23 protein-coding genes are annotated in these 21,160 nt (G+C 72.3%); 13 read left to right on the top strand and 10 right to left on the bottom strand.

Features of this window, described 5'->3' with window-relative positions:
- Window positions 1-38 precede the first annotated feature (38 nt).
- Window positions 39-1,073, bottom strand: a complete 1,035-nt coding sequence (gene glpX, locus ACFW9D_RS20180) for a class II fructose-bisphosphatase (protein ID WP_188337100.1) — start codon at window positions 1,071-1,073, stop codon at window positions 39-41.
- A gap of 264 nt (window positions 1,074-1,337) precedes the next feature.
- Between glpX and ACFW9D_RS20175 the strand changes: the two genes are divergently transcribed.
- Window positions 1,338-1,874 carry a DUF4245 domain-containing protein gene (locus tag ACFW9D_RS20175; RefSeq protein WP_188337099.1) on the top strand — a complete coding sequence of 179 codons (537 nt, stop codon included), beginning with the start codon at window positions 1,338-1,340 and terminating at the stop codon, window positions 1,872-1,874.
- Between the two features lie 108 nt (window positions 1,875-1,982).
- Here ACFW9D_RS20175 and ACFW9D_RS20170 read toward each other — a convergent pair whose 3' ends face one another.
- The 4 genes from ACFW9D_RS20170 to ACFW9D_RS20155 all read right to left on the bottom strand — a co-directional run bounded on the left by ACFW9D_RS20170 (window position 1,983) and on the right by ACFW9D_RS20155 (window position 5,967).
- Window positions 1,983-2,573 (bottom strand): malonic semialdehyde reductase, encoded by a 591-nt coding sequence (locus tag ACFW9D_RS20170; protein WP_188337098.1) that lies wholly within the window; start codon window positions 2,571-2,573, stop codon window positions 1,983-1,985.
- A gap of 189 nt (window positions 2,574-2,762) precedes the next feature.
- Complete coding sequence (locus tag ACFW9D_RS20165) at window positions 2,763-3,005, bottom strand: exodeoxyribonuclease VII small subunit (RefSeq protein WP_188337097.1); 243 nt, start codon at window positions 3,003-3,005, stop codon at window positions 2,763-2,765.
- A gap of 14 nt (window positions 3,006-3,019) precedes the next feature.
- The gene (gene xseA / locus ACFW9D_RS20160) at window positions 3,020-4,279 is read right to left on the bottom strand and encodes an exodeoxyribonuclease VII large subunit (protein ID WP_384623545.1); all 1,260 of its coding nucleotides are present in this window, start codon (window positions 4,277-4,279) and stop codon (window positions 3,020-3,022) included.
- Between the two features lie 299 nt (window positions 4,280-4,578).
- Window positions 4,579-5,967, bottom strand: coding sequence for an APC family permease (locus ACFW9D_RS20155; protein WP_384623543.1), 1,389 nt, complete (start codon window positions 5,965-5,967; stop codon window positions 4,579-4,581).
- Between the two features lie 127 nt (window positions 5,968-6,094).
- Between ACFW9D_RS20155 and ACFW9D_RS20150 the strand changes: the two genes are divergently transcribed.
- Both ACFW9D_RS20150 and ppgK read left to right on the top strand, forming a co-directional pair.
- Window positions 6,095-7,102, top strand: coding sequence for a 4-hydroxy-3-methylbut-2-enyl diphosphate reductase (locus ACFW9D_RS20150; RefSeq protein WP_188337094.1), 1,008 nt, complete (start codon window positions 6,095-6,097; stop codon window positions 7,100-7,102).
- A gap of 38 nt (window positions 7,103-7,140) precedes the next feature.
- Entirely contained in the window at window positions 7,141-7,890 is a 750-nt protein-coding gene (ppgK, locus tag ACFW9D_RS20145; protein ID WP_188341334.1) for a polyphosphate--glucose phosphotransferase, read from the top strand.
- Between the two features lie 8 nt (window positions 7,891-7,898).
- Here the strand turns inward: ppgK and ACFW9D_RS20140 are convergent, their stop codons facing one another.
- Entirely contained in the window at window positions 7,899-8,576 is a 678-nt protein-coding gene (locus ACFW9D_RS20140; protein WP_188337093.1) for a DUF6542 domain-containing protein, read from the bottom strand.
- 186 nt (window positions 8,577-8,762) lie between these two features.
- Here ACFW9D_RS20140 and ychF point away from each other — a divergent pair, with 186 nt between their 5' ends.
- Window positions 8,763-9,851, top strand: coding sequence for a redox-regulated ATPase YchF (ychF, locus tag ACFW9D_RS20135; RefSeq protein WP_188337092.1), 1,089 nt, complete (start codon window positions 8,763-8,765; stop codon window positions 9,849-9,851).
- A 23-nt stretch (window positions 9,852-9,874) separates the two neighbouring features.
- Here the strand turns inward: ychF and ACFW9D_RS20130 are convergent, their stop codons facing one another.
- The 4 genes from ACFW9D_RS20130 to ACFW9D_RS20115 form a co-directional block, all read right to left on the bottom strand.
- The gene (locus ACFW9D_RS20130; RefSeq protein WP_384623540.1) at window positions 9,875-10,708 is read right to left on the bottom strand and encodes an NAD(P)-binding domain-containing protein; all 834 of its coding nucleotides are present in this window, start codon (window positions 10,706-10,708) and stop codon (window positions 9,875-9,877) included.
- A 28-nt stretch (window positions 10,709-10,736) separates the two neighbouring features.
- The gene (locus ACFW9D_RS20125; protein WP_384623538.1) at window positions 10,737-11,372 is read right to left on the bottom strand and encodes a DUF6000 family protein; all 636 of its coding nucleotides are present in this window, start codon (window positions 11,370-11,372) and stop codon (window positions 10,737-10,739) included.
- Window positions 11,373-11,463: 91 nt separating this feature from the next.
- Entirely contained in the window at window positions 11,464-12,633 is a 1,170-nt protein-coding gene (locus tag ACFW9D_RS20120; protein WP_384623536.1) for an MFS transporter, read from the bottom strand.
- 238 nt (window positions 12,634-12,871) lie between these two features.
- Window positions 12,872-13,615, bottom strand: coding sequence for an IclR family transcriptional regulator (locus tag ACFW9D_RS20115; RefSeq protein ID WP_384623534.1), 744 nt, complete (start codon window positions 13,613-13,615; stop codon window positions 12,872-12,874).
- 144 nt (window positions 13,616-13,759) lie between these two features.
- Between ACFW9D_RS20115 and pcaH the strand changes: the two genes are divergently transcribed.
- Genes pcaH through ACFW9D_RS20070 form a run of 9 tightly spaced genes read left to right on the top strand, consistent with a single transcriptional unit; the run spans window position 13,760 to window position 21,150 of the window.
- Window positions 13,760-14,536 (top strand): protocatechuate 3,4-dioxygenase subunit beta, encoded by a 777-nt coding sequence (pcaH, locus tag ACFW9D_RS20110; RefSeq protein WP_384623532.1) that lies wholly within the window; start codon window positions 13,760-13,762, stop codon window positions 14,534-14,536.
- On the top strand, window positions 14,529-15,077 hold the full coding sequence (gene pcaG, locus ACFW9D_RS20105; protein ID WP_384623530.1) for a protocatechuate 3,4-dioxygenase subunit alpha: 549 nt from the start codon (window positions 14,529-14,531) through the stop codon (window positions 15,075-15,077). Before pcaH ends, pcaG begins: the two co-directional genes overlap by 8 nt.
- On the top strand, window positions 15,074-16,282 hold the full coding sequence (locus ACFW9D_RS20100) for a lyase family protein (protein ID WP_384623528.1): 1,209 nt from the start codon (window positions 15,074-15,076) through the stop codon (window positions 16,280-16,282). The genes pcaG and ACFW9D_RS20100 overlap by 4 nt, the downstream gene beginning before the upstream one ends.
- On the top strand, window positions 16,275-17,027 hold the full coding sequence (locus ACFW9D_RS20095; RefSeq protein ID WP_384623526.1) for an alpha/beta fold hydrolase: 753 nt from the start codon (window positions 16,275-16,277) through the stop codon (window positions 17,025-17,027). Before ACFW9D_RS20100 ends, ACFW9D_RS20095 begins: the two co-directional genes overlap by 8 nt.
- The gene (gene pcaC / locus ACFW9D_RS20090; RefSeq protein WP_384623524.1) at window positions 17,024-17,407 is read left to right on the top strand and encodes a 4-carboxymuconolactone decarboxylase; all 384 of its coding nucleotides are present in this window, start codon (window positions 17,024-17,026) and stop codon (window positions 17,405-17,407) included. Before ACFW9D_RS20095 ends, pcaC begins: the two co-directional genes overlap by 4 nt.
- A complete protein-coding gene (locus ACFW9D_RS20085; protein ID WP_384623522.1) occupies window positions 17,407-18,603 on the top strand; it encodes a 4-hydroxybenzoate 3-monooxygenase in 1,197 nt (398 codons plus the stop codon). Before pcaC ends, ACFW9D_RS20085 begins: the two co-directional genes overlap by 1 nt.
- Window positions 18,600-19,787, top strand: coding sequence for a thiolase family protein (locus ACFW9D_RS20080; protein ID WP_384623520.1), 1,188 nt, complete (start codon window positions 18,600-18,602; stop codon window positions 19,785-19,787). Before ACFW9D_RS20085 ends, ACFW9D_RS20080 begins: the two co-directional genes overlap by 4 nt.
- Complete coding sequence (locus tag ACFW9D_RS20075) at window positions 19,784-20,479, top strand: 3-oxoacid CoA-transferase subunit A (RefSeq protein WP_384623518.1); 696 nt, start codon at window positions 19,784-19,786, stop codon at window positions 20,477-20,479. The genes ACFW9D_RS20080 and ACFW9D_RS20075 overlap by 4 nt, the downstream gene beginning before the upstream one ends.
- Entirely contained in the window at window positions 20,476-21,150 is a 675-nt protein-coding gene (locus tag ACFW9D_RS20070; protein WP_384623516.1) for a 3-oxoacid CoA-transferase subunit B, read from the top strand. Before ACFW9D_RS20075 ends, ACFW9D_RS20070 begins: the two co-directional genes overlap by 4 nt.
- The last annotated feature ends 10 nt before the right edge of the window (window positions 21,151-21,160 follow it).

Genomic DNA, 21,160 nt, shown 5'->3' with positions numbered 1-21,160 from the left:
GCGTCTGTTCAGCCTGCTGTCTGCTCGGCCCGCTCCGCCTACTTGGCGCGGTCGAAGTCGATCGCGCTGTACGCGCGCAGCTTGCGCAGCCGGTGCGTGGAGTCGATCTGGCGGATCGTGCCCGACTTCGAACGCATCACGAGCGAGGAGGTCGTGGCCGTCTCCGAGCCGTAGCGCACGCCGCGCAGCAGCTCGCCGTCGGTGATGCCGGTCGCGACGAAGAACACGTTCTCGCCCGAGACCAGGTCGTTCGTCGACAGGACGCGGTCCAGGTCGTGCCCGGCGTCCAGCGCCTTCTGCCGCTCCGCGTCGTCCTTGGGCCACAGCTTGCCCTGGATGACACCGCCCAGACACTTGATCGCGCACGCCGAGATGATGCCCTCGGGGGTGCCGCCGATGCCGAGCAGCATGTCCACGCCGGTGTCCTCGCGGACGGCGAGGATCGAGCCGGCGACGTCGCCGTCCGAGATCAGCTTGATGCGGGCGCCGGTCTCCCGGATCTCCTTGATGATGCCCTCGTGGCGCGGCCGGTCGAGGATGACCACCGTGACGTCCTCGGGAGCCTTGTTCTTCGCCTTGGCGACCCGGCGGATGTTCACCGACGCCGGGGCGTTGATGTCCACGTAGTCGGCGGCCTCGGGGCCGGTCACCAGCTTGTCCATGTAGAACACGGCCGACGGGTCGAACATGGTGCCGCGGTCGGCGGCGGCCAGCACGGCGATCGCGTTCGGCATGCCCTTCGCGCAGAGCGTCGTACCGTCGATCGGGTCCACGGCGATGTCGCACTCGGCGCCGGTGCCGTCACCGACCCGCTCGCCGTTGAACAGCATCGGGGCCTCGTCCTTCTCGCCCTCACCGATGACGACGACGCCGTTCATCGACACGGTCGAGACGAGGGTCCGCATGGCGCGCACGGCCGCGCCGTCCGCCCCGTTCTTGTCACCACGGCCCACCCAGCGGCCCGCGGCCATGGCCGCGGCCTCGGTGACCCGGACGAGCTCCAGGGCGAGGTTGCGGTCGGGGGCCTCGGAGGGGACCTCGAGTTCGGACGGAAGCTGGTGATGCTCGGTCATCGAGACGCACCTTTCTGTTCCGGCGTTTTTGGCGTTCACCGGGATACGACAAATAGGAGGGGCGCCCGAAGGGCTCGCTAGAGGGGCGGTGGCGGGAGACGGGCGGGCGGATGAGGGTTGATGGGCTTGACTCTATCGCCAGTCCGACAATCTGAGCAGACCGCCCCACGGATGAGCGGATCCGTTCATGTCAGAATGCGCCGTTCCGTACTCCTGCCGGACCTCCTGACAGAGATCGTTCGGCGACCTGCGACGATGGGGCACGTGGCAGGAAGAAATGGCAAGAAGACGGTCGGCAGCCTGGTCCTCTCGCTCGGCGTCTGCGTCGTCGCGGCCGGCACCGCCTATGTGTTCATCCCGCACGACGACTCCAAGGAGCCGCCGGTCAAGCGCGTGGACTACCAGGTGGAGCTGCTGACGGCCCGCCGCGCGGCCTCGTACCCGGTCGCCGCGCCCACCGGCCTCACCAAGGAGTGGAAGGCCACCTCGGTGCGCTACGACGGCGCGGCCAACGAGGCCTGGCATCTCGGCTTCCTCGACCCGAAGGGCCAGTACGTGGCCGTCGAGCAGTCGACCGACAAGCCGTCCCGGTTCATCGACGACGCCAGCCAGGGCGCCGAGGAGACCTCGCGCACCCAGCGGATCGGCGACGAGACCTGGCAGCACTACAAGGGCGCGAAGTACGACGCCCTGGTCCTGAAGAGCAAGGGCTCGACCACGGTCGTCACCGGCACCGCCGGCTTCGGGCAGCTGACGAAGATGGCCGAATCGCTCGAGATGAAGCAGGACAAGAGCGCCTGACCCTCTGCTGCTCGTGAGCTGTCCATGGGCTGCTCGTGCGCTGCCCGAACGCGCGAAAGGCGCCCCCGGAGTGTTCCGGGGGCGCCTTTCACGTGGTGCGGGTCGGGCTCAGACCGTGGTGATGACCTGGTCGAACTCGAGGCGCGGGGAGCGCGGGAACCAGGCGTCCTCGCCCGGCTTGCCGATGTTGATCACCATCAGCGGGGTGTGGTCGTCGTCCAGGAACTCCTTCTGGACGCCGGCGAAGTCCAGGCCGGTCATCGGGCCCGCGGCCAGACCGGCGGCACGCACGCCGATGATGAAGTACGCGGCCTGCAGTGCGGCGTTCAGCGCGGCGGAACCCTCACGGACCGGGCGCTCCGAGAAGAAGGCGTCCTTGGCGGCCGGGAAGTGCGGGAAGAGCTGCGGGAGCTCCTCGTGGAACTCGTTGTCCGCGGAGAGGATCGCGACCAGCGGGGCGGCGGCGGTCTTCGGCTGGTTGCCCTCGGCCATGTGCTGCACCAGGCGCTCGCGGGCCTCGGGGGAGCGGACCAGCGTGACGCGCAGCGGCGACTGGTTGAACGCGGTCGGACCGTACTTGACGAGGTCGTAGATCGCCTGGACCTGCTCGTCGGTCACCGGCTCGTCGGTGAACGTGTTCGCGGTGCGGGCCTCGCGGAAGAGGAGGTCCTGGGCGGCGGCGTCAAGAACGAGAGACATGATCAACCTTCTGGTGCGACGAGGGTGGTTGCGGCGATCCCGGTTCCGGATCACCCGATGCACACCACAGTACGGCGATGAGGTTCAACTTTCAACAAAACTGGGTGTGGCGCTGTTCACACCCCTGCGCCGCAGGTCACGGGCATCCCCTGGACCTGCCGCCGGTCACTTCTCGGTCCGTCTCTCCGGTCACTCCCCGGACCGGTCCGCCCCCTCCTCGGCCGCCTCCTCCTCGGCGAGCGCCGCGTCGAGCCGGGCCCGCGCCCCGTCCAGCCAGCGCCGGCACACCTTCGCCAGCTCCTCGCCCCGCTCCCACAGCGCGAGCGACTCCTCCAGGGACGTGCCGCCCGCCTCCAGACGCCGTACGACGTCGATCAGTTCGTCCCGCGCCTGCTCGTAGCCGAGCGCCTCGTCGGCCGCCTTCGTCGTCATGCTGATGTCCGTCCTCACGCTTCGTTCTCGATGGGGTCGTCGTCGTTGCCGGGGGCCGGCCCCGTGTGCTCCGTGACACGTACGGTGAACTCGCCCTCGGCGACCCGGGCCCGCAGCTCGTCGCCGGGCGCCGCCTCCGCCGGAGCCCGCACCACGTGCCCGTCCGGCCGCTGCAGCACCGCGTACCCGCGCTTCAGCGTCGCCGCCGGGGACAGCGCGACCACGCGCGCGTGCGTGTGCGTCAGCTCCGACTCCGCCCGGTCCAGCAGATGGCCGAGCGTACGGCGGGCCCGCTCGGTCAGCGCCGAGACCTGCTCCTCCCGCTCGTCGACCATCCGGTGCGGATCCTCCATGACCGGGCGGCCCAGCGCGGACGCCAGCCCCCGCTCCTCCCGGTCCAGATACGCCTCCACGCAGCGCCGTGCCCGGTCCCGCAGCCAGCGCACCCGCTCGTACTCCTCGCCCACGTCCGGCACGACCTTCTTCGCCGCGTCCGTCGGAGTCGAGGCCCGCAGGTCCGCCACCAGGTCGAGCAGCGGGCTGTCCGGCTCGTGGCCGATCGCCGACACCACCGGCGTACGGCAGTCCGCCACCGCCCGCACCAGCTGCTCGTCCGAGAACGGCAGCAGGTCCTCCACGCTGCCGCCGCCGCGCGCCACGACGATCACGTCCACGGCGTCCATGGCGTCCAGCTCCTTGACCGCCTGCACCACCTGCGGCACCGCGTGCACGCCCTGCACCGGCACGTTGCGCACCTCGAAGCGGACAGCGGGCCAGCGGTGCCGCGCGTTCTCCAGCACGTCGCGCTCCGCCGCCGAGGCGCGGCCGCAGACCAGGCCGATCAGCTGCGGCAGGAACGGCAGCGGCTTCTTGCGGTCCGCCGCGAACAGGCCCTCCGCGGCCAGCGACTTCTTCAGCTGCTCCAGGCGGGCCAGCAGCTCGCCCACGCCGACCGGGCGGATCTCCGCCGCCCGCAGCGACAGCTGGCCGCGCGGCGCGTACCACTCCGGCTTCGCGTGCAGGACGACCCGCGAGCCCTCCCGGACCACGTCCGCCACCGCGTCGAACACCTGGCGGTAGCAGGTGACGGACACGGAGATGTCGTGCGACGGGTCGCGCAGCGTCAGGAACACGACGCCGGCGCCGGGTCTGCGGGACAGCTGGGTGATCTGGCCCTCCACCCAGATCGCGCCGAGCCGGTCGATCCACCCGCCGATGAGCCGGGAGACCTGGCCCACGGGGAGCGGGGCGTCGGGGGTGGTGTGGGCAGCCATGCGCCGAGCGTAATCGCCTCCGCTGACAACGGGGGCACGCGCGGGCCCGGGCCCCCTCATCGCCGCAGCTCCGCTGCGCCGTCGCCGGGTGACGCGTGCGCTGTGGCTGGTCGCGCCCACGCGGCTGAGCCGCACATGGGTACAGTCCCGCGCCCCTGAAGGCGTGCGCTGCGCGCAGCTTCCCTGTCTGTGGCGCACCACGGTGATCGGCCGAATCAAGCCCCTCCGGCGATTGAGGAGCGGGGGCCGGGGCGGAGCCCCGGGGGGTGCCTCGGGTGCCGGGGCGCAGAGGGGCGGCCTCAGCCTCGGTCCGACTCCATGATGCCGCGGCGGGACTGGACACCGAGTACGACAAGGCCCACCGCCAACCAGACCGCTCCGACCACCTGCGCCGTCCCCGACGCCTCCACGATGACCGCCACCGTGATCCCCGCCCCGATCACCGGGATCAGCAGATGCCGCCACCAGCTCACGCCGTCCCCCCGGTGCCGTACGACGAAGTACCCCACCACGCTCGCGTGCAGCAGCGTGAAAGCGGTCAGGGCTCCGATGTCGACGACGGAGACCAGGTGGTCGAGGCCGTCGTCGCGGCGCGCCGCCCACCCCGCCGCCGCCAGCGTGATCACCGCCGCCACCAGGATCGCGAACCGCGGCACCCCCGACTCCGTCCGGGAGAGGAACCGCGGCAGCCGCCGGTCCCGCGCCATCGCGAACAGCAGCCGCCCCGCCGCCGCCTGCCCCGCCAGCGCCGCGAACGCCGCCCCGATCGCCTTGCTCACCGCCACCAGATCGTGCAGCCAGCCCCCGACGGACGCGTCGACCGCGTCGTAGAACGCCGACCCCTGCTTCGCCGGCTCCGCCGCCAGCTGCGCCGAGGTCGTCGGTTCCAGGAGCGCCACCAGGTACGTCTGCGCCACGAACAGCACACCCGTGAACGCCAGACAGAACAGCACCGCCCGCGCCACCTTCGCCGAGCCCCCCGTCACCTCCTCCGCGAACGTCGCGATCGCGTCGAAGCCCAGATACGACAGGACCGCCACCGACACCGCACCGATCACCGCCGACAGCGCGAACGCCCCCTGCGACCCGTCACCCGTCAGCGGCGACAGCCAGTCCCGCTGCGTCCCGTCCCGCGCCAGCACCACGATCGCCGACACCACGAACACCAGCAGCACCACGATCTCCATGGCCAGCACCAGGAACCCGACCCGCGCCGCCGCCCGCACCCCCCACAGGTTCAGCAGCGTCGTGATCACCACCGCGAGCGCCGTCCACACCCATCGCGACACCGACGGCACCAGCGCGTTCATCGCGATCCCCGAGAACAGGTACGCCACCGCCGGGATCAGCACGTAGTCGAGCATCGCCATCCACCCCGCGATGAACCCGGGCCCGCGCCCGAGCCCCACACGCGCGTAGGCGAACACCGAGCCCGCCTGCGGGACCACCCGCACCATCTGCGCGTAGCTGAACGCCGTGAACGCCATCGCGACCGTCGCCACCACGTACACCAGCGCCACCGCGCCGTGCGACTTCGCGTCCAGGGTGCCGAAGACGCCGACGGGCGCCATCGGGGCGATGAACAGCAGCCCGTACACGACGAGATCCCGGAAGCCGAGATCGCGGCGCAGCCTGCCGTCCGGCACGTCGGGGGCCTCGGGGACGCCGGGCCCTGCTGATGCGGACATCGTGCCTCCGTGGAACGAACGGGATCGAACGCCGACGAAACCGGGACGAAGCACGCCGAACGCGCATCGCGCCGACATCAGTCTTCCCCAGACGGGCGATCTTTGGCCTGCTGTGCTCGGCCTTACGATGGGGGGCATGACTGCTACGACTGGCCCCCGCCGCGTCCTGCTCGCCGCCCCCCGGGGCTACTGCGCCGGTGTGGACCGTGCCGTGATCGCCGTCGAGAAGGCCCTGGAGCAGTACGGGGCCCCGATCTACGTCCGCCACGAGATCGTGCACAACAAGTACGTGGTGCAGACGCTGGAGCGGAAGGGCGCCATCTTCGTCGAGCAGACGGACGAGGTCCCCGAGGGCGCCATCGTCATGTTCTCCGCGCACGGCGTCGCCCCGACCGTCCACGAAGAGGCCGCCCGCGGCAAGCTCGCCACCATCGACGCGACCTGCCCGCTCGTCACCAAGGTCCACAAGGAAGCGATCCGCTACGCCAACGAGGACTTCGACATCCTCCTCATCGGCCACGAGGGCCACGAGGAGGTCATCGGCACCTCCGGCGAGGCCCCCGACCACATCACCCTCGTCGACGGCCCCGCCGACGTCGAGAAGGTCGAGGTCCGCGACCCGGACAAGGTCGTGTGGCTCTCCCAGACCACGCTCTCCGTCGACGAGACGATGGAGACCGTCGACGCCCTGAAGACCAAGTTCCCGGGCCTCGTCTCCCCGCCGAGCGACGACATCTGCTACGCCACGCAGAACCGCCAGCTCGCCGTGAAGCAGATGGGCGCCGACTCCGAGCTCGTCATCGTCGTCGGCTCGCGCAACTCCTCGAACTCGAAGCGGCTCGTCGAGGTCGCCAAGCTGGCCGGCGCGCAGGACGCGTACCTGGTCGACTTCGCGAGCGAGATCGAGGAGGCCTGGCTGGAGGGCGTCACCACGGTCGGCGTCACCTCCGGCGCCTCCGTGCCCGACGTCCTCGTCGAAGAGGTCCTGGAGTGGCTCTCCCAGCGGGGCTACGCGGACGTGGAGATCGTCAAGGCGGCCGAGGAGTCCATCACCTTCTCGCTGCCCAAGGAGCTCCGCCGCGACCTGCGGGCCGAGGCCGCCGCCCTCGTGGAAGGCGCCTCCGCCGAGAAGTGACCTCGCGCGCCGCGTCGTAGCGTGGTCCCATGCATCCCATGCAGATCTTCGGCGTGGACATCGGCGGATCGGGCATCAAAGGCGCACCGGTCGACCTGGAGCAGGGCGAACTCGCGACGGAACGGTTCAAGGTGCTGACCCCGCACCCGGCCACGCCCGACGGCGTGGCCGACGGGGTCCGGCAGGTCGTCGAGCACTTCGACGGCCCCTGCGACCGGGTCGGCATCACCTTCCCGGGCGTCGTCACCGGCGGCGCCACCGTCCGTACCGCGGCCAACGTCGACAAGAGCTGGATCGACGTCGACGCCCGCGCCCTGCTCAGCGAGAAGCTCGGCGGCCTCCCCGTCACGATCCTGAACGACGCGGACGCGGCGGGCGTCGCCGAGATGCAGTTCGGCGCGGGCCGCGGCCGCAAGGGCACCGTCCTCCTGCTCACCTTCGGCACCGGCATCGGCAGCGCCCTCTTCGTCGACGGCACCCTCGTCCCGAACACCGAGCTCGGCCACCTGGAGCTGAACGGCCACGACGCCGAGAAGCACGCCTCCACCAAGGCCAAGGAGGATCACGACCTGAGCTGGGAGCACTGGGCCAGACGCGTCCAGAAGTACCTGGCCCACGTCGAGATGCTGTTCTCGCCCGAGCTGTTCATCATCGGCGGCGGCGTCAGCCGCAAGGCCCACAAGTTCCTGCCGCTCATCAAGCACATCAAGGCCGAGATCGTCCCGGCGGAACTGCAGAACAACGCGGGGATCGTGGGCGCGGCCATGACCGCGTCCCGGGCGGCCTGAGGCCGGACTCAGGCGGTGCGGCGCCGGGGCTTGGGCGCCTGCGCCTTCGCCTGGCCCGGCTGCGAGGGGCGCCGCCCCGCCGCGGCGGCCGCCCGGCGCTGCGCCTCCCGGTGCGCGTTCAGCCGCGCCCGGCGCACCAGCACGACGACGCCGGCGACGAGCGTGCCCGCGTAGAGCCACCCGGCGTTCAGCGCGAGCGTCGTCACGACGCCCATCACCTGCGCCCCGAACCCGTTCCCGCCCTGCGCGATCGGCACGACCCCGACGGCGAACGCGATCGGTACGGCGATGGGGCCCGCCACCAGATCGGCCTTCCGCACCCACCCCGCGGTGAGCCCGCTGACCAGCAGGAACGTCACGCCATAAAAGGCCTTCGAGCTGCCGAACAGCAGCGAGTCCAGCAACCCGAGCACCAGCATCGTGCCCACGCAGAACAGACCGCTGCCCAGGCCGGTGAGCCGCGGGTTCGGGAACCGGCGCAGGGCCGTCAGGACCGGCGGCACCGGCCTCGCACGGCCCGCCCCCGCCCGGTAGACGGTGGCCGACTCCGGAGCCGGACCGGCCGGACCCGCCTGGCGGCCGGGGCCCGCGGGCCGCGCGCCACCGCGTCCGGCCCGCGCCTGCGGCGGCAGCGGGGTCGTCCGGCGGGGCCGGGATTGCGGGGTACGCGTCCTGGGTTGCTCCACAGGCCCAACATAGGTCGGCTTATGTGCGGAATACGCCATAGGACACGCGCTTTGGCCGACCTTGACCGTCACTGGTCGCCTGTTCGACGCATCACCGGGCGGTGCGCCGCCAGGCCGTAGACTGGTGGATCGCCCAGCCAAAACATCCAAGGCCATCAGCGCCCACCACGTACGGGAAGTCGCAACGTGTCGCTCACGATCGGAATCGTCGGTCTGCCGAATGTCGGCAAGTCGACCCTGTTCAACGCCCTGACCAAGAACGACGTGCTCGCGGCCAACTACCCGTTCGCCACGATCGAGCCGAACGTCGGCGTGGTCGGCGTCCCGGACGCCCGCCTGACCCAGCTCGCGGAGATCTTCGGCTCCCAGAAGATCCTCCCGGCCACGGTCGACTTCGTCGACATCGCCGGCATCGTGCGCGGCGCCTCCGAGGGCGAGGGCCTGGGCAACAAGTTCCTGGCGAACATCCGCGAGTCGGACGCCATCTGCCAGGTCATCCGCGCCTTCAAGGACGAGAACGTCGTGCACGTCGACGGCAAGGTCTCGCCCAAGGACGACATCGAGACGATCAACACGGAGCTGATCCTCGCGGACCTCCAGACGATCGAGAAGGTCCTCCCGCGCCTCCAGAAGGAGTCGCGCATCAAGAAGGACGTCGTCCCGAAGGTCGCGGCCGTCGAGGCGGCCAAGGAGATCCTGGAGAAGGGCGACACCCTCTTCTCCGCGGGCATCGTCCAGGGCTCGGGCAACGAGGAGCTCCTGCACGACCTCCACCTCCTCACCACCAAGCCCTTCCTCTACGTCTTCAACGTCGACGAGGACGAGCTGACCGACGACGCGTTCAAGGACGAGCAGCGCGCGCTGGTCGCCCCGGCCGAGGCGATCTTCCTCAACGCCAAGCTGGAGGCGGACCTCGCCGAGCTCGACGAGGAGGACGCCATGGAGCTCCTCCAGTCCGTCGGCGCCGAGGAGCCCGGCCTCGCCACCCTCGCCCGCGTCGGCTTCGACACCCTCGGCCTCCAGACCTACCTGACGGCCGGCCCCAAGGAATCCCGCGCCTGGACCATCAAGAAGGGCGCCACGGCCCCCGAGGCGGCCGGCGTCATCCACACGGACTTCCAGAAGGGCTTCATCAAGGCCGAGGTCATCTCCTTCGCCGACCTCCTCGAAACGGGCTCGGTGGCCGACGCCCGCGCGGCCGGCAAGGCCCGCATGGAGGGCAAGGAGTACGTGATGCAGGACGGCGACGTGGTGGAGTTCCGCTTCAACGTCTGATCAGCGGTCGTCACCGTACGCACTCACACCGGGCCCGGCTCCTCTTCGGAGCCGGGCCCGGTGCGTTCCGGGGACGCGGCCGGGCCCTGGCGCAGCACGGCGAGGAGGCCGTCCAGTGCGCCGGTCAGGGCAGTGGTGTTCGCCTGGTCGAACCACGTGGTGCGGATGCGTTCGTTGTTGCCCTTCGGAGTTTCGTGGTCGGCGGCGAGGTCCCGCAGGGAACGGGTGCCGTCGCCCAGGGTGCGGCCCACGTTCTCGAAGAGGCCCCGCACGTAGCGCTCCGCGTCGGCGGCGGGGATGCCGTGTCCGGCGGCCCAGGAGGCGATCGCCGTGAGGTACGCGTAGTGGGCGGTCAGCGTCCCCGTCAGCGCGGAGAAGACGTCGAAGGCCGCCTCGTCCGCGACCGGAAGCGCGCCGCCGAGCTGCTCGAAGAGGGCGTCGACGGCCGGATGCGCGGGGTAGGTCACGGTGACGGCGCGGCGCTCCCGTACGGCCGGCAGCGGGATGGCGCGCACCAGCGGGGCGTCGGTGGCGAGCAGGGCGCGCAGCTCGTCGTTCGGGACCCCGGCCATCACGTTGACGACCACCTTCGTGCCGTCCACCCGCAGGCCCGCCAGCGCCTCGTGCCGGTCCTGGCGGCGTACGGCGATCATCACCAACTCGGAGCTGTCCACGACCTGTTGGTTGTCCGCGCAGACGTGGACGTCCTCGAACCGGTCGGCGAGCGCGGTGGCGGTGCGGGCACCCCGCGGTGAGAGGAACAGCGCCGGCGCCGGTCCCTCCGCGCCGCACAGCCCCTCCACGAGGGCCCGGCCGATCTCGCCCACTCCGATGATGCCGATGGTTCGAACCGTCACAGTGCTTTCCCTGTCCTCTCCGGAGTCTTCACGGCGCGGTCGCGCCGTCGTAGAACGCGCACCGCAGGCCCATGTAGCGCCCCTGCTCCTCCGGGGTGTACGCGGGATGGTCGCGCAGGTGCACCAGGGCGTCGACCCACTGTTTCCAGAGGCCGCCGTCCGGCTCGGTGAAGCGGGTGGCGTGGGCCGTGCCGAGGAGGGTGTCGAGGTGGACGAGGGCTCCGAGGGCCGCCGGCTGGTCGTAGCGGAGGTCGGTGCGGGGGAGGTAGCGGTCCAGGTACGCGGTGAGGATCTCGGCGTCGGCGGCCGTGCCGAAGCGGGCCAGGGCGAAGCAGTAGGCGCTGCCGGCGAAGCAGAAGTCGCTGGCCAGCAGGAGCTCGCCCAGCTGCTCGCGGAACGACGTGCGGCGGCCGACCCCGATCAGGTTCGCCCCCGTGACCCGTGAGCGCCACTCGTATCCGAGCAGCGCCGACAGCTCGGCGTCCGTCACCACGGCGGCGTCCTCGGCCATCCGCCGCGCGAACACCTCGGCGTGCGGCCACCCGGGCCGCAGGATCCGCCCGCTGTTCAGATCGAAGTACCTGGCCCGCCCCGTGTCCTTCGGCGTCACATACCGCTCGATGACGTGCCCGAAGCCGAGCTCGCGAGGGTGCTGAGCGGGCATGGGTCACCTCTCCGGGGGCGAGGGGCAGGGGCGGCGGCTCATCCGCGCAGTCTTGTCGATCCGCCGCCCCCGGTGCCACGTATTTCGTGGGCTACGCCTCAGGTGCCGGTTGCGGTTTCGACGGGACCGTCAGGAGGGACAGGAGGGCGATCAGGGCCGCCGCGGCGAAGGCGTAGAAGCCCCAGGGGTAGGCGATGCCCGCGGTGAGGAGGGCGCCGCCCAGGAAGGGGCCCGCGATCGCGCCGAAGCGGCCCACGCCGGCGGACATGCCGAGCGCCGTGCCGCGGATGCGGGCCGGGTAGAGCTGGCTCACGAACGCGTAGACCAGGACCTGCGCGCTGAACACGAAGATTCCGGCGGCCAGGACCGCGCCGTACACCAGCAGCGTGTTCTCCATCCGGATGGACAGGAGGGCCAGCATCACCGCGGCGACGCCGAACCAGGCGAGGACCGTCGGCTTCGTGCCCCGGGCGTCGGAGATGCGGCCCGCGAGGACGAGCCCGAGCACCGCGCCCACGTTCAGGGTGAGGAGCAGGCCGAGTCCGGCGTCGAGGGAGTAGCCGGCCGCGCCCATGATGGTCGGCAGCCACGTGTTCAGGCCGTAGACGAGGAGCAGGCCGCAGAACGATGCCGCCCACAGGCCCAGGCTGACCCGGAGCAGACGGCCGCGGACGACCTCCGAGGGGCGGACCCGCTCCCTCGCCACGGTCTCCGTGTACGTCCGGGACTCCGGCAGCTTCGCCCACATCACCGGCACCGTCAGCAGCCCGGCGATGCCGCCGATCACGAACATCGAGCGCCAGCCCAGACGCGGTATCAGATAGAGGGCCAGCAGCGCGGTGAGCACGGCGCCCGCGTGATAGCCCGTCATCATCCGCGTCATCGCGGTGCCCGAGCGGCCCGCGCGGGCGTGCTCGCTCATGAAGGCCAGTGCCGTCGGCAGGCAGGCGCCCAGGCCGAGGCCCGCGAGGAAGCGCAGGGCGATGAAGAGCGTGGAGTTCGGCGCGGCCGCCATCGCCAGAGTCAGCACGGAGAACAGGGCGATGCTGCCGATCAGCGTCGTACGGCGGCCGAAGCGGTCGGCCAGCGGGCCTATGGCCACCGCGCCGATACCGACCCCGACCAGTCCGATCGTGGCGGCCGAGGTCGCCGACGCCTCGGTGAACCCGAGCGCGTGGGTGCGGACCAGGGTCGGGATGACCGCGCCGAGCACGACGAGGTCGTAGCCCTCCAGAGCGACGGCCAGCCAGCAGAGCACCACCGGCCACAGGCTCCTGGGGTGGTCGGTCGCGGGGACGGTTGACGATGAGGCCGGCGATGACGACGGGGATGACGAGGTCAGGGGAGTGGGCACAGGGGACTCCAACAGTTGAGCGGACTGTGGAACGAACGGGGGAGGGGACGTGGGTATGGAGCGATTGAAGACCCGGGTCTCCTGTGACCGGCACCACAGCTTCCGTCCAGCGGAAGGCAGCGCCGATTTTCTTCCGAGGGGCCGGTCAGAGGCGCCGGCCGATCGACTGCGCGGCCACCCTGAGCGCCCCGTACAGCCGTTGCTCGCTCCCCTTGAGCGAAGCGACCACCACCCCGAGCGCCGCGACCACCTCCTCGTCGTGCCGGATCGGCACCGCGATGGAGCACGCCCCGAGGCTCATCTCCTCGTTCGTGACGGCGTAGCCCCGGTCGAGGACCTGGCGCAGCTGACGGCGCAGCACCCCCGGCTGGACGATCGTGTGGCGGGTGATCGGGGCGAGTTCCCTCAGTACCGTGCGCTGGATCTCGGGCGGCGCGTACGCGAGGAGGACCTTGCCCACCCCCGTGGCGTACAGCGGCAGATGGGAGCCGACCTTGCTCACGACCGGCACCGAGCGGTTCCCGCGCAGCCGGTCGAGGTAGACCACGTCCATGCCCTCGCGGACCGCCATATGCACCGTCGCCAGGGTCGCCCCGTACAGGTCGTGCAGGAACGGCTCGGCGACCTGGCGCAGCCCCGTCTCCGCCGACGACAGATGGCCGAGGTCCCACATGCGGCGGCCGATGACGTACTCGCCTGAGGACCGGCGCTCCAGCGCGCCCCACTGGACCAGCTCGGCCACCAGCCGGTGCGTCGTGGCCAGCGGCAGGTCCGCGCGGGCCGCGAGATCGCTCAGCGACAACGACCGGTGCTTCTCGTCGAACGCGCCCAGGATCGACAGCGCGCGGCCCGTCACGCTGGCGCCCGGCTGCCGGCTGTTCCCTGCCATGCCTCGACCTGCCTCGCCTCGCCCCGTCCTGCCTCGGCCCCTGCCCGTCCTGCCTCGGCCCGTCCTGCCTCTCATCATCTCTCGTTTTCACTCAGTGAAAAGGCATCGTCGCGGCCGAACCGCCCCGTGCCTAGCGTGAGCGCTGTGACGACGACCACCAGCACCGCAGCTCCCGAGCCGGTTCCGCAGGAGCGGATCACGGCGGAGATCGCCGCGTCCCACGCCGCGACCGGCCCCGGATCCGCCCAGCCGCGGCTCGACTTCGCGCCCTACCGCAGCTCGCTGCTGCGCCATCCCACCAAGGACCCGCGCCACGTCGACCCCGAGGGCATCGAGCTCGTGGCCCCGGTCTTCGGGCACTCCGACGTCAACGCCGTCGAGGCCGACCTCACCATCCAGCACGGCGGCGAACCGATCGGCGAACGCATGCTGCTCACCGGCCGGGTCCTCGACGGCGACGGACGCCCCGTGCGCCGCCAGCTCGTCGAGATCTGGCAGGCCAACGCCGCCGGGCGCTACATCCACAAGCGCGACCAGCACCCCGCGCCGATCGACCCGAACTTCACCGGCGTCGGCCGCTGCCTCACCGACGACGACGGGAACTACCGCTTCACCACGATCAAGCCGGGCCCGTACCCGTGGCGCAACCACCACAACGCCTGGCGCCCCGCCCACATCCACTTCTCGCTGTTCGGCACGGAGTTCACCCAGCGGCTCGTCACCCAGATGTACTTCCCGGGCGACCCGCTGTTCGCGCTCGACCCGATCTACCAGTCCGTGACCGACCCGGCCGCGCGCGACCGGATGGTCGCGGCCTACGACCACGACCTGACCACCCACGAGTGGGCCACCGGTTACCGCTGGGACATCGTGCTGACCGGCACCCACGCGACCCTCCTGGAGCGTGACGACCATGAGTGAGGCCCTCGCTCCCACCCCCGGCCAGACCGTCGGGCCCTTCTTCCACTACGCCCTTCCGTACGAGGGCGGCAGCACGCTCGTCCCGCCGGGCTCGGCCGGCGCGATCCGGCTGTACGGCACCGTGTACGACGGCGACGGCACCCCCGTCCCCGACGCGCTGATCGAGATCCGGCAGGCCGACCCCCAGGGCCGCACGCCCCGCGTCGAGGGCTCCCTGCACCGCGACGGCCGCTTCACCGGCTGGGGCCGCGCGGCCACCGACCCCGGCGGCCGCTACGCGTTCACCACCGTCGAACCCACGCGGACCGACGCAGGCGCCGTCTTCTTCGCCGTCACCGTCTTCGCGCGCGGCCTCCTCGACCGCCTCTTCACCCGCGCCTACCTGCCCGGCGAGAGCGACGCGTTCCTCGCGGGCCTCCCGGAGGCCGACCGGTCGACCCTCCGGGCCGTACGCGACGAGGACGGCCACCTCCGCTTCGACATCCACCTGCAGGGCGCCCACGAGACGGTCTTCCTGCACTACCCGCGGCACGCGGCATGAGCGCCCTGCTCCGCCCCGGGGCGCACCGCGCGGCGGGCGTCGCCGACGACGCGGCCGTGGTCGCCGCGCTGCTGCGCGTCGAGGCGGCCTGGGCCCGGGCACTTGTCGCCGCCGGGACCGCCACGGACCGCGAGGCCGAGCGCGTCGCGCAGGCCGCGGCCGCCCTCGAACCCGACCCCGGCGCCCTGGCCGCCGACGCCGAGGCGGCCGGCAACCCCGTCGTCCCCCTCGTCAAGCGGCTCCGGGCCGCCGCGGGCGACGCCTCGGGCGCCGTCCACCGCGGCCTCACCAGCCAGGACGTCCTCGACACCGCCCTGATGCTGCTGGCCCGCGACGCGGTCGCCCGGCTCCGCGCCGACCTCGTCGCCACCGGCGACCGGCTCGCCGCACTCGCCCGCACGCACCGCGACGACGTCGCCGTCGCCCGGACCCTCACCCAATGGGCCGTCCCGACCACCTTCGGGCTGCGCGCGGCCCAATGGCTCGCCGGGGTCGCCGAGGCCGTCACCCGCCTCGACGCGCTCCGGTTCCCCGTCCAGTACGGCGGCGCCGCGGGCACCCGCGCCCTGCTCACCCACCTCGCCGGGCCGGGAGCCGCCGCCGCGCCCGCCGCGTTCGCCGGCGCGCTCGGCCTCGCCCCCGCCGGCCTGCCCTGGCACACCCGGCGCACCCCGGTCACCGCGATCGGCGACGCGCTGGCCACCGCCACCGACGCGCTCGGCGTCCTCGCCGCCGACGTACTCCTGCTCGGACGGCCCGAGACCGCCGAGGTCCGCGAGACGGGCACCCCCGGACGCGGCGGCTCCTCGACGATGCCGCACAAGCGGAACCCCGTCCTGTCCGTGCTCGTCCACGCCGCCGCCCAGCAGGCACCCGGCCTCGCCGCCCAGCTCCACCACTGCGCCGCCGGCGCCGTCGACGAACGCCCCGACGGAGCCTGGCACGCCGAGTGGCCGGCCCTCGCCCGGCTCCTCGAACTCGCCGTCACCGCGGGCGGACAGGCCGCCGAACTCGTCGCGGGACTACGCGTCGACACCGGCGCCATGGCCCGCCGCGCCGAACACGCCGCGGCCGACCTGCTCGCCGAACGCGACGGCTCCCATGGACCGGGACGTCCCGCCGAGCCCGGCGTGCGCGGCTACCTCGGAGAGGCCGGCGCCCTCGTGGACGCCGCCGTCGCGGCCTGGGAGGCACAGCGTGACTGAACCGACCCTCGTCCTCACCCAGCTCGCCGGAGACGACGACGCCGCACACCTGTTGGTCGTGGGGCCCTCGCTCGGCACCGGCGTCGCCGGCCTCTGGTCCGACTGCGCCGCGCTTCTGCCCCCGAACTGGCAGGTCGTCGGCTGGGACCTGCCCGGCCACGGCGCGAGCCCCGCCGCCACCCACGCCTTCACCGTCGACGACCTCGCCGCAGCCGTCCGCACCCGCAGCGCCGAACTCGCCGCCGGACGCCGCGCCGCCTACGCCGGAGTCTCCCTCGGCGGCGCCGTCGGCTTCACCCTCGCCCTCGACCCCGGCCCCTTCGACACGATCGTCACCCTCGCCTCCGCGCCGAGGATCGGCACGCCCGAAGGCTGGCGGGAGCGCGCCGCGCTCGTCCGCCGCGCCGGCACCGCCGCCCTGGTGGAGGGCTCCGCCACCCGCTGGTTCGCCCCCGGCTTTCTCGCCCGCGACCCCGCCACCGGAAGCGGACTGCTGCACGCGCTCCAGCACGTCGACGACACCTCGTACGCCCTCGCGTGCGAGGCACTCGCCGGCTACGACGTCCGCGACCGGCTCACCTCCGCGAAGGTGCCGCCCCTCGTGGCCGGCGGCGCCCACGACACCGTCGTCACCCCGGACCAGGTCGACATCGTCCTCGCCGGCGTCGCCCACCTGCCGCCCGCCGAGGACCCGGCCGCCACGGCCCGCCTCCTGACGACCCGTCCGACCCGGGAGCAGCGATGAACAACCCGTACGCCGACGGCATGAAGATCCGCCGGGAGGTCCTCGGCGATCCGCACGTCGACCGCGCCGAAGCCGCCAAGACCCCCTTCACCCAGCCCTTCCAGGAGCTGATCACCAGCTACGCCTGGGGCAGCGTCTGGGCGCGGCCCGGACTCGACCGCAAGTCCCGATCCGTCGCCGTGCTCACCGCGATGCTCGCCCTCGGGCACTGGGGCGAGTTCGCGATGCACGTCCGCGCCGCCCGCACCAACGGCCTAACCGACGACGAGATCGCCGAAGTGATCCTCCAGTCGGCGATCTACTGCGGCGTCCCCGCCGCCAACCACGGCTTCGCCGTCGCCCAGCAGGTCCTCGACGACCTCGATCAGCAGGAGCAGTGATGAACCGCAGCACCACCGAGGTCGCCGTCGTCGGCGCCGGACCCGCCGGGCTGATGCTCGCCCACCTGCTCCAGCGGGCCGGCATCGACTCCGTCGCGATCGACATCCGCAGCCGCCGCGAGATCGAGGAGACCCACCGCGCGGGCATCCTGGAACAGGACAGCGTCCGGATGCTCGTCGACACGGGCGTCGGCGACCGCGTCCTGCGCGAGGGCTCCCGGCACGCCGGCATCGACCTCGCCTTCGGCGGCGGCGGCCACCGCGTCGACTTCGAGGCGCTGACCGGCGCCACCGTCCAGCTCTACCCGCAGACCGACGTCTTCATCGACCTCGCCGACGCCCGCGAACGCGACGGCGGCGACGTCCGGTTCGGCGTCGGCGACGTCAGCGTCGACGACATCACCGGCGACCGCCCGCTCGTGCGGTTCACCGACGCCGACGGCGCCCGGCACGAGATCTCCGCGCGGATCCTCGTCGGCTCCGACGGCTCGCGCGGCATCTGCCGCCAGGCGTTCCCCGAGGAGGGGCGCCGCCAGTACTTCCGCGAGTACCCCTTCGCCTGGTTCGGCATCCTCTGCGAGGCCCCGCCCTCCAGCGAGGAACTCATCTACAACCACTCCGAGCGCGGCTTCGCCCTCATCAGTCAGCGCACCGAGACGCTCCAGCGGATGTACTTCCAGTGCGACCCCGCCGAGAACGTCGACGACTGGTCCGAGGACCGGATCTGGGCGGAGCTCCAGCAGCGCGTCGGCCCCAACGGCTACACGCTCAAGGAAGGCCCGATCACCTCCAAGGTGGTCCTGCCCTTCCGCAGCTTCGTCCAGGAACCCCTGCGCCACGGCAACCTCGTCCTCGCCGGCGACGCCGCCCACACCGTCCCGCCCACCGGCGCCAAGGGCCTCAACCTCGCCCTCGCCGACGTCCGCGTCCTCGCCGAGCAGCTGGAGCGGCACCTGCGCCACGGCGCCGAGGACGCCCTCGACCAGTACGCCGAGCGCGCCCTCCAACGCGTGTGGAAGGCCCAGCACTTCTCGTACTGGATGACCACCATGCTCCACCGGCTGCCCGGCGCCAGTGACTTCGACATCCGCCGCCAGGTCGGCGAACTCTCCTGCGTCACCGGCTCGGACGCGGGCTCCACCTACCTCGCCGAGTGCTACACCGGCTGGCCGACCCGAGAGCGGGACCCCCGATGAACTCCTACGTCTACGCGGCCGTCCGCACCCCCTTCGGCCGCTTCAACGGCGGCCTCGCCGGCATCCGTCCCGACGACCTCGGCGCGGCCGCGATCTCCGCTCTCCTCGCCCGCACCCCCGGCCTCGACCCCGCCGCCCTCGGCGACATCGTCTGGGGCAACGCCAACGGGGCCGGCGAGGACAACCGCAACGTCGGACGCATGGCCGCCCTCCTCGCGGGCCTCCCCGTCGGCGTCCCCGCGACCACCGTCAACCGGCTCTGCGGCTCCAGCCTCGACGCCGTCATGGCCGGCTCCCGCACCGTCGAGACCGGCGACGCCGACCTCGTCCTCACCGGCGGCGTCGAGTCCATGACCCGCGCCCCCTGGGTCCTGCCCAAGCCCGACCGCGCCTTCCCCGCCGGCGACACCGCCGCAGTGTCCACCACCCTCGGCTGGCGCCTGGTCAACCCCAGGATGCCGAAGGAGTGGACCGTCAGCCTCGGCGAGGCCAACGAACAGCTCCAGGAACGCTTCGGCATCTCCCGCGCACGCCAGGACGCGTTCGCGGCCCGGTCGCACCAACTCGCCCACCAGGCCTGGGAGGACGGGTTCTACGACGACCTCGTCGCCCCCGTCGACGGCACCGACCTCACCCGCGACGAAGGCATCCGCCCCGGCAGCACCCCCGACCAGCTCGCCGGACTGCGCCCCGTCTTCCGCGACGACGGCACCATCACCGCCGGCAACGCCTCCCCGCTCAGCGACGGCGCCTCCGCCGTCCTCCTCGGCTCCGAGGCCGCCGCCGACACCCTCGGCTCCGCCCCGCTCGCCCGGATCGCCGGACGCGCCGCCCACGCCCTCGAACCGCAGTCCTTCGGCTTCGCGCCCGTCGCCGCGGCCGAAGCCGCGCTCGCCCGCGCCGGCATCGGCTGGTCAGACGTCGGCGCCGTCGAACTCAACGAGGCCTTCGCCGTCCAGTCCCTGGCCTGCGTCGACGCCTGGAAGATCGACCCGGAGATCGTCAACCGGCGCGGCGGCGCCATCGCCCTCGGGCACCCGCTCGGCGCCTCCGGCGGCCGCCTCGTCGGCACCCTCGCCGCCGTCCTGCGCGAGTCCCGCGAACGCTGGGGCGTCGCCGCCCTCTGCATCGGCGTGGGCCAGGCCCTCGCCGTCGTCCTGGAGAACCCGGAGGCCGCACGATGAGCCGCACCCGACTGCTCGACACCACCGACGCGGCCGTCGCCGGCATCGAGGACGGATCCACCGTCCTCGTCGGCGGATTCGGCCTCGCCGGCATGCCGTTCGCACTCATCGACGCCCTCATCCGGCAGGGTGCCCGCGACCTCACCGTCGTCGCCAACAACGCCGGCAACGGCGACGTCGGCCTCGCCGCCCTCCTCAAGGCCGGCCGCGTCCGCAAGGTCGTCTGCTCCTTCCCGCGCCAGGTCGACTCGTACGTGTTCGACGAGCTCTACCTCTCCGGCCGGCTCGAACTCGAAGTGGTCCCGCAGGGCAACCTCGCCGAACGCATGCGCGCGGCCGGAGCCGGCATCGGCGCCTTCTACTGCCCGACCGCCGTCGGCACGCCCCTCGCCGAGGGCCGGGAGACCCGCACCATCGACGGGCGCGAGTACCTCCTCGAACACCCGATCAAGGGCGACTACGCGCTCATCGCCGCCCACCGCTCCGACCGGCTCGGCAACCTCGTCTACAGCAAGACGGCACGCAACTTCGGGCCGGTCATGGCCACCGCGGCCACCACCACGATCGTCCAGGTCGACGAGGTCGTCGACACCGGCGTCCTCGACCCAGAGGCCGTCGTCACGCCCTCCATCTACGTCGACCGGGTCGTCCAGGTCGAAGCGCAGCGCCACACCGTCCAGGGGGCACGATGACCCGCACGATGACCACCGAACACACCGACCGCGGTCCGCTGTCCATGACCGAACTCGCCGCCGTCATCGGCCGCGACATCCCCGAGGGCGCCTTCGTCAACCTCGGCATCGGACAGCCCACGAAGATCGGCGACCATCTGCCGCCCGAGCGCGGCGTCGTCCTGCACACCGAGAACGGCATGCTCGGCATGGGCCCCGCCGCCCGCGGCGACGACATCGACCCCGACCTCACCAACGCGGGCAAGGTCCCGGTCACCGCCCTGCCCGGCGCCTCCTACTTCCACCACGCCGACTCCTTCGCCATGATGCGCGGCGGCCACCTCGACGTCTGCGTCCTCGGCGCCTACCAGGTCGCCGTCAACGGCGACCTGGCCAACTGGCACACCGGGAAGCCCGGGGCGATCCCCGCCGTCGGCGGCGCCATGGACCTCGCGATCGGCGCCAAGCAGGTCTTCGTGATGATGGCCCTCTTCGGCAAGGACGGCACCCCGAAGCTCGTCCCCGACTGCACCTACCCGCTCACCGGCGTCCGCTGCGTCGACCGCGTCTACACCGACCACGGCGTCTTCGAGGTGGGCCGGCCCGACGGCGGCGTCCTCGTCCGCGAGACCTGGGGTGCGGGGGTCGGCGAACTGAGCGAGCGGCTCGGCTTCCCCCTGCTGCGCGGCTGACCCCCGACGG

Source organism: Streptomyces sp. NPDC059524, assembly GCF_042749255.1.
GTDB lineage: Bacteria > Actinomycetota > Actinomycetes > Streptomycetales > Streptomycetaceae > Streptomyces > Streptomyces xanthii.
This window is presented reverse-complemented; position numbering and strand designations above follow the sequence as displayed.

What these genes read in the sequence shown, in the direction of transcription:
- ACFW9D_RS20170 (WP_188337098.1), bottom strand. Translation starts at nt 2,573, where the DNA reads ATGTCTCTCGTTCTTGACGCCGCCGCCCAGGACCTCCTCTTCCGCGAG.
- pcaC (WP_384623524.1), top strand. Translation starts at nt 17,024, where the DNA reads ATGAACAACCCGTACGCCGACGGCATGAAGATCCGCCGGGAGGTCCTC.
- ACFW9D_RS20100 (WP_384623528.1), top strand. Translation starts at nt 15,074, where the DNA reads ATGAGCGCCCTGCTCCGCCCCGGGGCGCACCGCGCGGCGGGCGTCGCC.
- ACFW9D_RS20075 (WP_384623518.1), top strand. Translation starts at nt 19,784, where the DNA reads ATGAGCCGCACCCGACTGCTCGACACCACCGACGCGGCCGTCGCCGGC.
- ACFW9D_RS20070 (WP_384623516.1), top strand. Translation starts at nt 20,476, where the DNA reads ATGACCCGCACGATGACCACCGAACACACCGACCGCGGTCCGCTGTCC.
- ACFW9D_RS20155 (WP_384623543.1), bottom strand. Translation starts at nt 5,967, where the DNA reads ATGTCCGCATCAGCAGGGCCCGGCGTCCCCGAGGCCCCCGACGTGCCG.
- ACFW9D_RS20125 (WP_384623538.1), bottom strand. Translation starts at nt 11,372, where the DNA reads ATGCCCGCTCAGCACCCTCGCGAGCTCGGCTTCGGGCACGTCATCGAG.
- pcaG (WP_384623530.1), top strand. Translation starts at nt 14,529, where the DNA reads ATGAGTGAGGCCCTCGCTCCCACCCCCGGCCAGACCGTCGGGCCCTTC.
- ACFW9D_RS20080 (WP_384623520.1), top strand. Translation starts at nt 18,600, where the DNA reads ATGAACTCCTACGTCTACGCGGCCGTCCGCACCCCCTTCGGCCGCTTC.
- xseA (WP_384623545.1), bottom strand. Translation starts at nt 4,279, where the DNA reads ATGGCTGCCCACACCACCCCCGACGCCCCGCTCCCCGTGGGCCAGGTC.
- ACFW9D_RS20085 (WP_384623522.1), top strand. Translation starts at nt 17,407, where the DNA reads ATGAACCGCAGCACCACCGAGGTCGCCGTCGTCGGCGCCGGACCCGCC.
- ACFW9D_RS20150 (WP_188337094.1), top strand. Translation starts at nt 6,095, where the DNA reads ATGGGGGGCATGACTGCTACGACTGGCCCCCGCCGCGTCCTGCTCGCC.
- ppgK (WP_188341334.1), top strand. Translation starts at nt 7,141, where the DNA reads ATGCAGATCTTCGGCGTGGACATCGGCGGATCGGGCATCAAAGGCGCA.
- ACFW9D_RS20115 (WP_384623534.1), bottom strand. Translation starts at nt 13,615, where the DNA reads ATGGCAGGGAACAGCCGGCAGCCGGGCGCCAGCGTGACGGGCCGCGCG.
- ACFW9D_RS20165 (WP_188337097.1), bottom strand. Translation starts at nt 3,005, where the DNA reads ATGACGACGAAGGCGGCCGACGAGGCGCTCGGCTACGAGCAGGCGCGG.
- glpX (WP_188337100.1), bottom strand. Translation starts at nt 1,073, where the DNA reads ATGACCGAGCATCACCAGCTTCCGTCCGAACTCGAGGTCCCCTCCGAG.